Source organism: Glaciimonas sp. PAMC28666, from assembly GCF_016917355.1.
In the GTDB taxonomy this organism is placed as follows: Bacteria; Pseudomonadota; Gammaproteobacteria; order Burkholderiales; family Burkholderiaceae_D; genus Glaciimonas.
The window spans coordinates 2,176,312-2,188,435 of the sequence record NZ_CP070304.1 but is presented as its reverse complement, the minus strand read 5'-3'; the positions used below and the strand labels follow the sequence as shown (position 1 = coordinate 2,188,435).

At 51.8% G+C, this 12,124-nt stretch carries 12 protein-coding genes and 1 riboswitch; of the genes, 5 read left to right on the top strand and 7 right to left on the bottom strand.

What is annotated here, in order from left to right:
* Positions 1 to 2 precede the first annotated feature (2 nt).
* Positions 3 to 365 (top strand): aminoacyl-tRNA synthetase, encoded by a 363-nt coding sequence (locus JQN73_RS09280; RefSeq protein WP_205322767.1) that lies wholly within the window; start codon positions 3 to 5, stop codon positions 363 to 365.
* Positions 366 to 430: 65 nt separating this feature from the next.
* On the opposite strand, the gene JQN73_RS09275 is transcribed toward JQN73_RS09280, so the two are convergent.
* A complete protein-coding gene (locus JQN73_RS09275) occupies positions 431 to 1,579 on the bottom strand; it encodes a metallophosphoesterase (protein WP_205322766.1) in 1,149 nt (382 codons plus the stop codon).
* A 405-nt stretch (positions 1,580 to 1,984) separates the two neighbouring features.
* Between JQN73_RS09275 and JQN73_RS09270 the strand changes: the two genes are divergently transcribed.
* The 3 genes from JQN73_RS09270 to JQN73_RS09260 all read left to right on the top strand — a co-directional run bounded on the left by JQN73_RS09270 (position 1,985) and on the right by JQN73_RS09260 (position 3,619).
* Entirely contained in the window at positions 1,985 to 2,269 is a 285-nt protein-coding gene (locus tag JQN73_RS09270; protein WP_205322765.1) for a hypothetical protein, read from the top strand.
* Between the two features lie 215 nt (positions 2,270 to 2,484).
* Entirely contained in the window at positions 2,485 to 3,192 is a 708-nt protein-coding gene (folE, locus tag JQN73_RS09265) for a GTP cyclohydrolase I (protein WP_205322764.1), read from the top strand.
* Position 3,193: 1 nt separating this feature from the next.
* Positions 3,194 to 3,619 (top strand): BLUF domain-containing protein, encoded by a 426-nt coding sequence (locus tag JQN73_RS09260; RefSeq protein WP_205322763.1) that lies wholly within the window; start codon positions 3,194 to 3,196, stop codon positions 3,617 to 3,619.
* A 30-nt stretch (positions 3,620 to 3,649) separates the two neighbouring features.
* Here JQN73_RS09260 and JQN73_RS09255 read toward each other — a convergent pair whose 3' ends face one another.
* From JQN73_RS09255 to JQN73_RS09245, 3 genes are all read right to left on the bottom strand, one after another.
* A complete protein-coding gene (locus JQN73_RS09255; RefSeq protein WP_205322762.1) occupies positions 3,650 to 4,546 on the bottom strand; it encodes a TIGR01777 family oxidoreductase in 897 nt (298 codons plus the stop codon).
* A gap of 207 nt (positions 4,547 to 4,753) precedes the next feature.
* Positions 4,754 to 5,398 carry a 2OG-Fe(II) oxygenase gene (locus JQN73_RS09250; RefSeq protein ID WP_205322761.1) on the bottom strand — a complete coding sequence of 215 codons (645 nt, stop codon included), beginning with the start codon at positions 5,396 to 5,398 and terminating at the stop codon, positions 4,754 to 4,756.
* A gap of 395 nt (positions 5,399 to 5,793) precedes the next feature.
* Complete coding sequence (locus JQN73_RS09245; protein WP_205322760.1) at positions 5,794 to 6,645, bottom strand: PA4780 family RIO1-like protein kinase; 852 nt, start codon at positions 6,643 to 6,645, stop codon at positions 5,794 to 5,796.
* 274 nt (positions 6,646 to 6,919) lie between these two features.
* On the opposite strand from JQN73_RS09245, the gene JQN73_RS09240 reads away from it, so the two are divergent.
* On the top strand, positions 6,920 to 8,170 hold the full coding sequence (locus JQN73_RS09240) for an Hsp70 family protein (protein ID WP_205323286.1): 1,251 nt from the start codon (positions 6,920 to 6,922) through the stop codon (positions 8,168 to 8,170).
* Between the two features lie 88 nt (positions 8,171 to 8,258).
* Here the strand turns inward: JQN73_RS09240 and JQN73_RS09235 are convergent, their stop codons facing one another.
* From JQN73_RS09235 to JQN73_RS09225, 3 genes are all read right to left on the bottom strand, one after another.
* Complete coding sequence (locus JQN73_RS09235; RefSeq protein WP_370551358.1) at positions 8,259 to 9,590, bottom strand: voltage-gated chloride channel family protein; 1,332 nt, start codon at positions 9,588 to 9,590, stop codon at positions 8,259 to 8,261.
* A 110-nt stretch (positions 9,591 to 9,700) separates the two neighbouring features.
* Positions 9,701 to 9,779, bottom strand: a riboswitch (Fluoride riboswitch).
* A 207-nt stretch (positions 9,780 to 9,986) separates the two neighbouring features.
* Positions 9,987 to 11,150: a porin gene (locus JQN73_RS09230; RefSeq protein ID WP_205322758.1), complete on the bottom strand. Its 1,164-nt coding sequence runs from the start codon at positions 11,148 to 11,150 to the stop codon at positions 9,987 to 9,989.
* A 326-nt stretch (positions 11,151 to 11,476) separates the two neighbouring features.
* Complete coding sequence (locus JQN73_RS09225; RefSeq protein ID WP_205322757.1) at positions 11,477 to 11,968, bottom strand: Lrp/AsnC ligand binding domain-containing protein; 492 nt, start codon at positions 11,966 to 11,968, stop codon at positions 11,477 to 11,479.
* Positions 11,969 to 12,124 lie beyond the last annotated feature (156 nt).

Here is a 12,124-nt window from a genome sequence, read left to right as displayed (position 1 = left end):
CGATGCGGATGAGCGACGAGGAATATTTTCGAAGTTGCGTTGCCAAAGAGCGACGTCTGGCGCAGTTGCTGGGCTACGACAACATTGAAGAGTGCTACGAACGGGCCGGTACGCTACTGGTCAACACCGATGCATTGCCACAATGGACCCGTAACTGGAAAGCCTGTGGCCCGCTGATCGCTGCGTACGATATCTCTATTCATTATGGCAAGGACCCCGCGCACGAGCATGGTGATGCGGTCATTTGCGGAGGCATCAACGTACCATTTTCAGACCATCCAACCAAAGATCGCGCCATCATGTTTGCGATAGTCAAAGCGGTTATTGTGTTACTGGAACATGCCAAATGTCATGCGGTTAAATAAATTTCGTATTTTCTTCGCTCGCCGTCTGCTGTGCAGACGGGGTGAGCAATGCCAAAGACTAATGCCTAAGCCGCCAGCACCAGCCGTAAAAGCGTAATCTCGGAAGGAGCCCAAATCCGCTTCGGCGGCCCCCAATATCCAGTCCCGCGACTGGTATACACCCAGAGATTGCGTAGCTTGTTCAAGCCAGCGGTAAATGGTTGCTGAAGGGGAACGAACAAGTTCCACGGAAAAAACTGGCCGCCGTGCGTATGGCCGGACAACTGCAAATCAAACCCGGCATCTGCAGCGGCCATGGCTGAGCGCGGCTGATGCGCAAGCAGTAACCGGAAAGCCACGTCACTCTTTGCGCCGTTCATCGCCAGACGCGGATCGCTGCGATGTGATTCGTCGAAGTGATGCGCACCGAAATCGGTCACTCCGGCCAACAGCAGCGCTTCGCCTTGATGCTTCAACACCACATGTTCATTCATTAATACGGTCAATCCAAGTCGTCTTACTTCTGCGATCCAGGCGTCAGCGTTTGAGTAATATTCATGATTTCCCGTCACAAAATAAACGCCGTGCTGCGCCTTGAGGTCCGCCAAGGGTGCCGTGTGAGGCGCTAGCCGAGCCACACTGCCATCGACCAAATCACCAGTGACTGCTATCACATCGGCGCCCAACGTATTGACGCGACGGACAATCTTGGCCAGATATCCCCGTTTGATCGTCGGACCCACGTGAATATCGCTAATTTGGGCAATCGTAAATCCCTGTAGCCCTGCGGGAAGTTCGCTGATCGGGACGTCGACTCTCACCACTCGGGCTAATCGCCGCGCGTTGAAAAAGCCCAGCAAGGTGCTGGCGCTCGCCAGCAATGGCACGGCAATAGCAGTAATGGTCGTCATCGTCAGGAAACGTCCGGCAGGGACCTCAGACCATCGCGCTATCAGCAGAACGATCTCGCGTAATAACGTCAGCATCAACAGGGAGGAGAACATTCCCATCGCCAGCAGACCTATCCATGCCAGTCGATCAGACAAAGGTTGTCGTTTGATGAACGACGCCAGCAACCCCGCGGGAATCAGCAAAAACGATAGCAGGAGCCAACCGGCACCGAGCCATTTGACCGAGGTCGACACCGGTAGGGCCGGCAAAATCTGCCAACCAATGAATATATGGAGCGCCGCCAATATGAAAAGGATAACAACAATGCTCAACCGTGATCGCATACCTATCCTTCTGGGGGAAAAAAGCGCCGTCAATTACACCGGCGTTCGATGGCCTGACTAATGTTCTGAAATGCTGCACTGACTCTTGAAATGCTGTATTGATTCTTCGCCAGGGTGCAGCTTTCGTGAAGTTGATAAGCGTTGCATACGCCTGTAGCAACTTATATATTGGTGCTGTGAAGGTAGTTTCAATAGACCGTGCTCTAGGCCAACCTTTGTATTTTTAACTAAATTGATGACCGATCTGGTAGCAGAGCAAGCCCGCACCACAGGTTCACAATGTCAAAAAAACTATTTTACCTAGTCAGATGCAACAGTCGTCAACCTTGGGATGACATTGGCTATTGATAAAAACCTCCATCAATAGTATGGTCCGCGCCATTACACCTTATTTGGAGCAGCACAATGAACGAACAACCAGCAACAAATTTTTTCTGGGATGACTGGAAGCAAGAAGCACTGGCAGCCGGAATAGCAGCGCCATTAGCGGCATTAGGCAGCGATGTTTTGCGCTTGCATCGGTTGAATCGGTGGGGAGACGAATTTTTGGGCACATTTGACGATGCACCCAACATGTTAACCATGTGCCTGGAAGAGCCAGCTGAGACTGAATTGATGTTCATTGAAAACCTGAATCCTTACGATACCGCCCTCATCGCGGCCACCAAGATTCGGCTGGGTTTGAAATAAAGTGATCACCGGGCCGCACAACGGTCGGTCCGGCGATCCGGCAATCCAAGGGCTGGCGTGCGGCGTGACCGCAATTCCATGCATCGCCTGGTCTGGATTCAGAAGCCACGCAAATGATACGAAGGCCCACAGAATTGCCCGGTAAATCTGATCCCGGGATTTGGGTTAGACTGAGTGCCTGCTTACCACTACGCTAAGATTAACTGCTAAAAACAATGCCAACTGATCTCTCTTCAGAAATAACCGACGAGCCGATTTCAACGCGTATCCGTACGCGCATTGAGAAAGCTGGCGTCCGTTTCCACGCGAACGATAATATTGCCGCGTTCATCAAGGATGGGGAACTGGAGGCGTTGCAAGCCGAGGTTCAGAGCAAGCTTTCCGGTGTCCTGGAAAGCCTCGTCATCGACATCGAAAGCGACCATAACACGCAAGACACAGCGCGTCGGGTTGCCAAAATGTATATCCAGGAAGTCTTTCGCGGTCGCTATCAAGCGCCGCCGCCCGTCACCGAATTTCCCAACGTCGAACAGTTGAATGAGCTGATGATCGTAGGCCCGATCACCGTGCGCAGCGCTTGTTCCCATCACTTTTGCCCGATTATGGGAAAAGTCTGGATCGGTGTGATGCCTAACGAGCACTCAAATCTGATCGGCTTGTCGAAATATGCGCGGCTGATTGAATGGATTATGGGCCGACCGCAGATACAGGAAGAAGCCGTTTCGCAGGTTGCCCAGCTGCTCATGGAAAAACTCAAACCGGATGGCCTTGCCATCGTGATGGAGGCTGACCATTTTTGTATGAGTTGGCGCGGCGTCAAGGACACCGATGCGAAAATGATCAATAGTGTCATGCGTGGCTCGTTCTTGAGTGACGCCAATCTACGGCGCGAATTTTTAGCGCTGATAACCAAGCGAGGATGACATGCTAGTCCGTTTGATTTACGCCAGTACTGCCAGCGAATTGGTCAACCACGAGATGATTGAGAAAATCCTTGAGGTATCGCGCAAAAATAATCCCATCAATGGGATCACTGGCGTACTTTGTTATGGTGACAACATATTTGTGCAAGCGCTGGAAGGTGGTCGCGAGCAGATCAATAGCCTGTATGGCCGCCTGCAGCAGGACGCGCGTCACACCAAGCTGATTTTGCTGGATTACTCAGAAATCGAAGCGCGCCAATACTCGGGCTGGACCATGAGCAAAATCCGCCTTGATCGTATCAATCTATCGTTACTACTGAAATATTCCGCGACACCGAAGCTCAATCCATACGCCGTTTCCGGCAATACTACGGTGGCATTACTCGAAGAGCTGGCGGCAACGGGCTGTTTTTCATCGCGCGACTAGTCAATTTTTCGTAACCTGCCAGGCTTTCATTTAGCCTACCAGGTCAAGCAGCGCGTCTTCAAGTTTTGCGTGCAAAAAACGATAGCCTAATCCCGTCATCTGCACCGGTATCGCTTTTTGTCCTCCCAATAGCAAATAAGCGCGCTCCGCCAACGCTAGCCGAAGCACAAAAGCTGGCGCGACAAAAAATGCCGGTCGATGAAGGGCGGTAGCGAGTTTTTCGGTAAAAGCACGATTCGTGACGGGTTCGGGCGCGGTCATATTGAACGGGCCACATGCATGAGCGTGGTGCAACAGCACGAGCACCATCGCCACGTAATCGTCAATGTGAATCCAACTCATCCACTGACTTCCATCACCCAGTCGCGCACCCATCCCAAACTTGAACGGCGGCAGCATTTTGGCAAGAATTCCGCCCGTGCGATCCAGCACCAATCCGGTCCGTAACTGACATACCCTAACCCCCATTGCGGCGGCCTTTTGAGCTGTTTCTTCCCACGATGCACATAACGTTGCACCGAAATCGGTTGAAGTCGGGGCCGACTCGTCAACCTCCTTATTCCCGCCATCGCCATAGTAGCCAACCGCTGAACCACTCAGGAGAACAGACGGCTTGTGATTACTGGCTTTGATGCGCCTGACCACATCCTCCGTCAACCTGACGCGGCTACGCCACAGGCACTCTTTGCGCTCTTCAGTCCAACGTTCATCGATAATAGGCTCACCCGCCAAGTTGATAACGGCGTCGAATACCTCGTCGCTGCTCCACTCGTCCAGCGAGCCAAAAGCGCGTACCGCAGCACCGCATTTTTCTTTCACTGTGTCAGGATGGCGACTGAGAACGGTGATGTCGTGATCAGCACTCAGCAACGCTTTACATAACTGCCGCCCAATCAGGCCAGTTCCCCCGGTGATCATAATGCGCATACTGCGATGCTCCTGTCTAAGGGCTTATCAACATATGACTTGGGAAGTTGCGTAGAAAACAGAGTGCGCTGAACGCGTATTCGGTGTCGGCTGCCATGTTTTGGCGGCTTACCTAAAAAGGACTATATCTGCACCCAGGTTTACTTCACCTGTCGCACTGATATCCCAAAATCATACATCAAAAACAACTAATATTAAAAAAATAACTCAATTGCTGATTTCATAAGATGAACGACACTTAAACCAACCTGTCAGAGATAGGCGATCCTTGGTTCCAGGTAACACCTCATGCAACATTTTGGCGGACAAAAACACCACCAGACTACCGGCGATTGGCAAGATATCTCGCGCCGGTTCCCCCTCAAGGTGCAGGCGCAACGCGCCGCCGTATTCCGGTAGCCAATCTTGATTGAGATAGACGACAATTGATACGGCACGGCGATCATCATCGCGAAAACGATCCACGTGCTGCTGATAGAACGCCCCAGGTGGATAAAAAGCAAAGTGCGTTTCGTATTCTTGCAGGCCAAGGAACAGCGCTCGATTCAATTCCTGTCTGAGTTCATCCATGAGACGCAAGTAGAGATCACATTCGGACGACTGACCCGCTTCCAACCATTGAATATGGTCTCCTCGCACGGCATTGCGAACGGCCTGCCCGGCCCCTCGTCCTACTCCTGCAGGAGCCAGCTGGCCATGTTCGAGGCGTGTCAGACATTCGGCAGCAAGCCCGGAAGCTAAATGCGGAGACAAAAAATCAGGTTGATGCGACCAGCCACAAGTGACCAAATCATCGACAATTCGCGCCAGGACAGTAAAAGCTTCGGTATCAGCGATAACTGGAAAAGGCATTTGATCAGCGGTGGGACTTGTCATAGGCAAAAGATTAACGGCGGCTCACTATATGGCGACTGAATGACTCACCGACTTACTCACCGATGTACTCGCCGTTTGACTCACTGAATCACTCACTGAATCGCTCACTAAATTCGCCATATCCACGAAGATAGGCTCTTAAAATCAGTCGCTGACCCGCAACGTCGGTTCGTATTTCAGAGCTAAAGGTAACAGGGATAAAAGAAAAGCGACAGGATAAATCCCAGCCATGGCCAGGGTATACGCCAGTAAGAGTGCTTCGCTGAAAGTAAGTTCGAAAAAAAGCGCAATCTGGTGCGATCCAACCAATCGCGCGAACGCATACGGCGCAAATCACCCCTCAGACCGCGCGCTACTGTGGACGGACGGTTTTAGTGCTCCGCTTCATATTGGGCACGGCGTCGCTCTTCTTCTTCCTCGCGCGCCAGAGCGATTTCACGGACCACAGACCCGACATCCACGACTTTATTATTCGCGGCAATTTTACCCGTTAGTTTAACGTCGGGATTTAATAAGCCTGCCACATAGAGCGCCCAAATTTCCTTGCCGTATTGGGTGCCTTGAAGTTGCGGCGCGAAGCGGCTAAAATAAGTGGCCAGATTATCAACATCCCGTTCCAACATATCAGCTGCGCCGGTATTGCCCGCAGCGTCCACTGCCTGCGGTAAGTCGATAATCACCGGGCCATGCGCATCCACCAGAATATTGTACTCGGACAAGTCGCCATGGACGACACCGGCGCAAAGCATCAACACGACCTCGCGCAGCAATCTCGCATGAAATTCCAATGCCTGCTGCTCGCTCATTTCGATATCGTTGAGGCGAGCTGCAGCGTTTCCCGCCGCATCGGTGACCAACTCCATCAGCAAGACGCCTTCGAAGCAAATAAACGGTTGCGGCACCCGCACGCCCGCAGCCGCAAGGCGATATAACGCGTCAACTTCGGCGTTCTGCCATACTTCTTCCTGCATCTTACGACCGTAGCGGCTACCTTTTTCCATCGCGCGTGCCTGCCGGCTATTTTTGACCTTCCGGCCTTCCTGATAGGACGCGTTCTGACGGAAGCTGCGCTGATTAGCGTCTTTATAAACCTTGGCACAGCGGATTTCTTCACCACAGCGGACAACGTAGACGGTTGCCTCTTTGCCACTCATGAGTTGGCGAATCACCTCGTCTACCAGGCCCTCTTCTACTAACGGTTCGATTCTTTTTGGGGTTTTCATAGATAAATAGGTGACGATTCGAACCGTACATACTAAGGCATAAAGGCAAAGCATGGCGTAAATCGCCCAAATGGTGCTTTTACGACACAACCATTAAGGGATTTTTCTTTACCTGATCAGTTTAGGGAAGCCAACCCGTTGATCAAGCTCATCACGCTCAAAAACAACACTCGGGTGCTGATCGGCCTTGCTGATTAAAAAAGATGCGCTGCTACGCACGGCGAATCATGCTTTGCGCTATGATTACGCCCGTTTTTATATTTTAGGAAGCACCATGTCGAACGCCTGCGGTGTAGATTTCGGCACATCCAATTCCACCGTTGGCTGGAGTCGGCCCGGACAGTCCCCGTTGCTCCAACTTGAAGACGACAAGGTCACGCTGCCTTCAGTGGTTTTCTACAACGCCGAAGATGAGCTATTTAGTTTTGGACGGGCTGCATTAGCTGGTTATCTGACCGGTTATGAAGGGCGCCTGATGCGATCCCTTAAGAGCCTGCTGGGATCGGCCCTGATCGACGGTCAGACCGAGGTCGGTGGACGCGCTTTGCCTTTTCGTACTTTGCTGGAACAGTTCATCAAAGAACTCAAAACACGTTCGGAACGTTCGGCAGGACAAGAATTCGATAGCGTCGTACTCGGGCGCCCGGTATTTTTCGTCGACGATAATCGCGCCGCCGATCAACGTGCTCAAGCCACGCTGGAAGAAGTCGCGCGCGCCGCTGGCTTCAAACATATTGCGTTTCAGTACGAGCCGATTGCCGCGGCGTTCGACTATGAATCGACCATCGACCGCGAAGAACTCGTGTTGATCGCCGATATCGGCGGTGGAACCTCCGACTTTTCGCTGGTGCGTCTGTCACCGGCACGGGCCAAAAAGCAGGATCGCCGCGATGATATTCTGGCAACGGGCGGTGTCCATATCGGGGGCACGGATTTCGATAAATATTTAAGTTTGTCGAGCGTGATGCCGATGCTGGGCCTGGGTAGCCGATTGCTGAATAACAGCGAAGTACCGTCAAGCTACTATTTTAATCTGGCAACATGGCACACGATTAATTTGATCTACACCCGCAGAATGGCCGAGCAGCTCAAAGATGTCGCGCGCGAGGTCCGTGAACGCGACAAATTTGATCGACTGTTAGACCTGGTCGACCAACGCGCCGGACATTGGTTAGCGATGAAGGTGGAAGAAGGCAAAATTGCATTGTCCGACGCTGAAACAGTGGAGTTGACGCTAGACAAATTATCGTCCAACGAGCCCATCGTGCTTACCCGCGGCGCGTTTAATAACAGCATCTCGCATTTGGTGTCATCGATCGAAGAAACCGTGACCAAGCTGCTGCGCGCCGCTGGTGTTAAAGCTGATGCGATCGATACGGTATTTTTTACCGGTGGATCAAGCGGTGTGGGCTTATTGCGCCAGCAAATTGCTGCAGTAGTGCCGACCGCGAAGGCAGTCGAGGGCGACCTGTTCGGCAGTATTGGGGCCGGTCTGGCGTTGGACGCGGTGCGTAAGTTCTCCTAAAAATCGGCTATTTCCGCTGATCATCGCCCAATTCATTCCAACATTCTTAACGCCTCATCGACTGCAGTGCTTAATCTACACCGAGCAATTAACCGGTTTGTTCGTCGATGGGCGCATCCTTTTTTTCTGCCGATCCTTTCGATGCGCTCCTCCTAAAACCGGAAATCCCCGATCGCGGCGCGCCATCAGGCGACCGCAAAAATTTACCGTCCCCAATCAACTGCGCACGATAAATCCCTGTGTGGCCGGAAAATAGATAGCTCACGATGCACGCGACTGCGGCCAACGTGCCAATCTCCGGCCCAAACAATTCAATCGCCATGATGGTCGATGCAATGGGCGTGTTGGCCGCGCCTGCGAATACCGCAACAAAGCCGAGTCCAGCCAGCACCGGCAGCGGCAGGGCTAAAACGTAACTTAATGCGTTACCTAATGTAGCGCCGATAAAGAACAGCGGTGTCACTTCTCCGCCTTTAAAGCCTGATGCCAGTGTCACGATTGTGAACATGAATTTTCCGAAAAAATCGAACGCTGGCAGCGGTTGTGAAAACGATGCGACGATGGTCGGTATCCCCAGGCCCAGGAATTTGTCGGTTGCTAATAACGTTGCCGCAAGCGCCACGATCACGCCGCCCACAAAAGGCCGCAACGGCGCATAGCTGATCCAGCGCTTGAATAATCGCGTCAAGGCGTGGGTTGCGGTAGCAAAGAACATCCCCGCCAATCCAAACACGATGCCTGAAACGATCGTCGCGCCGAGCACCAGCAAACTAAACTGGGGTACAAACGGCACGACGTAATGAGTATGATGTACGCCCAGCAAACCCGGTAACTGATCCGCAATGATCGCGGCAATAAAACACGGCAAAATCGCGTCATAACGCAAGCGCCCAATCGCCAGCACTTCCAATCCGAAGATGGCACCGGCCAGGGGCGTGCCAAAAACCGAAGCAAATCCGGCGCTGATACCCGCCATCAACAAGATGCGTCGATCTTCCTTATCAAGTTTGCAAATGCGCGTCACCACGTCGGCCAACACACCGCCCATCTGCACGGCGGTGCCCTCGCGACCCGCCGAGCCGCCGAACAGATGCGTGAGCACGGTACCGATCAACACCAGCGGCCCCATGCGCTTGGGAACGATCCGCTGCGGGTCGTGGATTTCATCGATTAATAAGTTATTGCCGCCTTCGACAGCTTTGCCAAAGTGGTGATAAAGCAAGCCGACACCCAGACCGGCAACGGGCAGCAGCCATAACAACCAGGGATGGCTAAGGCGCGTGCTGGTGGCCCAGTCGAGCGACACCAGCAGGGCAGACGAGGCGGCCCCAGCCAGCAAGCCGACGATTGAAGACAGCGCAAGCCAGCGGCCTAGGTACAGCAACATCAGACATTGCTCGGGGAGTTTTGAGAGTTTCATCATGTCCAGATTTGAAGGAGACAAACCTGAATCGCGGAAGGCTGCTCAATTGTTAAGCGGATTGAACGCATAAAAGTGTCAACGCGCGCGCCTACAACTTCCCGGTCCAGGAACTTGTAGGCATCATCAGCTACACACTTGTAGCGGTTAGGAATGAGATCCAGGAGGCATGCCATCTCCCGTATGCCTTGTATTCTGCCGCAAACTCCCTGTTGCCGCAAGAACATCGTTATGCTTAATGAAACGCATCACCGAGAAGCGACAAAAGTCGCTCCTGCATTGAAAAGCGGGGCTGAAGGTAACTCCAGCCCCGCTTTCGAATTTAATACTTAAACGCCTCGCATTGATTAGCACGCATCAAACTACGCCATCACGACGCCCACGTCTGGCGCATTATCAGAATTTGTGACGAATGGCAGCACGCACCACCACTTGCTTGTCATCGCCAGAGCTACCGGCTGCGCCTGGGATATAGGCCTGGTCAAGTGAAGATCCGGTAAGATCTCCTCCCACTTTTTGATAAGCGCCTTGCAGGTAAACATCGGTGCGCTTTGAGAAACTGTAATCAGCCATCAGGCCCAACTCGTTCCATTTCGGCTTGGAATTGCCTGCGCTGGTATTGTATTTGGCTTGCGTGTAGGTGTACATTGCACCGACATAAAACGCTGCTGTGAATTGGTATTTGAAATTCAGTTCGTAATTCGTAAATTTGAGCGAGTTCAGCGTGCTGCCGTTGGTTGGCGCAAACGATGCGATGTAAGCATTGCCGCCATCCGGATTGGATAGGTTAGTTCCCGTATAGACGAATCCGAGTGTTGCCGCACCGATGGTGTAATTGACACCCGCGCCGAATATTTTTTGCTTGCTGTTGGTGCCGGTAAAGTTGGCATCTGTCGCGGTCACCGCGCCGCCTGCAGCGCCGGTCGAACCCGGCGAACTCAGATTCATGTAAGCGATACCGGCCGCCCATGGACCGCTGGCGTAGCTTGCACCTAAACTGTAGGTACGATTTTTAGCAGTCTGGCCAGCGGTTTCGCCAAAGCCATACAGGCCTCCGAAGGTAACGCCAGCAAAGGTTGGACTGGTGTACTTGAGAGAATTATTGATACGGAATGAGTTATCCGTGTTGTCATTGTCCAGCGGATGCGATAGCAGATAGCCAGCCCAATTGCCATTCGCGGTCATTGGTCCCAGAAAATCGACGACCGAATCGTATTGACGTCCTAGTGTCACGGTGCCTGCCGTCTTACTTGACAGCCCGACCAGCGCCTGACGACCAAACATCAACCCGCCTTGTCCCAGCTTGCCTGTATCAGCTGCAAAGCCGTTCTCCAATTGAAATAATGCGCTTAACCCACCGCCTAAGTCTTCGTTACCCTTGAAGCCCAATCGACTGCCTTGCGCATAGCCGCTTTCCATTTGAACATCGCTTTTACCGCCGACGTTATTGGTGTAGTTCATACCTAAATCAATTACGCCATAAATGGTGACGTTGGTCTGCGCTTGTGCCATGCCCGCGATACCACCCAACAAACCAGCAGCCAGAATAATTTTCTTCATGTATTGCACTCCTCTAGGATTTTAACGATCTACTTTTCTAAATATCGACTGCCAGCGAACAGTGCGTTACCGCTCCTTGCGCCGGTCAATCAAAAGCAAATGCGAGAATCGCATAAAGGGACATGCGTGAGTAGTCACCAAAACAGCGACCGGAAAATTTGTCGCAATAACCAATGCACCTGTCGGAAAACATCAAATCGCACAATAAAAAAGCCGCAAAAAAACAACAGCTGGCTATCGAATCTGGCCCTCAACATTGATCTTTAACTACTCAAATAATGGATTAAATAAGGCGTGAAATTTTTGCAGAAAAATTGGCCGATGCATTACACGGGCTCAAGCGAGAGCGCCAGCGTTTCCTTGATTTCTTCCATGACGACATAGCTTTTTGACTGCACTGCACCCGGCAATTTCAACAACATATCTCCCAACAAAGTACGATATTGCGCCATCTCATGAATCCGCGCCTTGATCAGATAATCGAAATCTCCGGATACTAAATGGCACTCCAATACCTCCGGTATACGCAACACTTCGCGCCGAAATTGTTCAAAGGCAGACGCTGATTTATGGTTAAGCGTAATCTCTACAAATACCAGTAATTTTGCGCCCACCGCTGCAGGGTTAATACGCGCGTAATAGCCATCGATCACGCCATCGCGCTCCATTCGTTTGACCCGTTCGATACAAGGGGTAATTGAAAGACCAACTTTTTCACCCACTTCCTTCATCGACATGCGGCCATCCTGTTGTAGAAGACGGAGGATGTGCCGATCCAGTTTATCGAGGGAGCGAATAGATTCTTTTTGAGTTCTCATAGTGGGTCAACAGGCTCGGTGACAAATACAAAAATTAAGAATAACTTAATGAACATTTAGGGAAGTTAAAAAAGAGCAGGTTCCAATATCGTGAACACAGCTTTTGCGCAAAAAGTTGTCCTTTTCATCAATCATTAAAACAGCAAAGCTTTAACA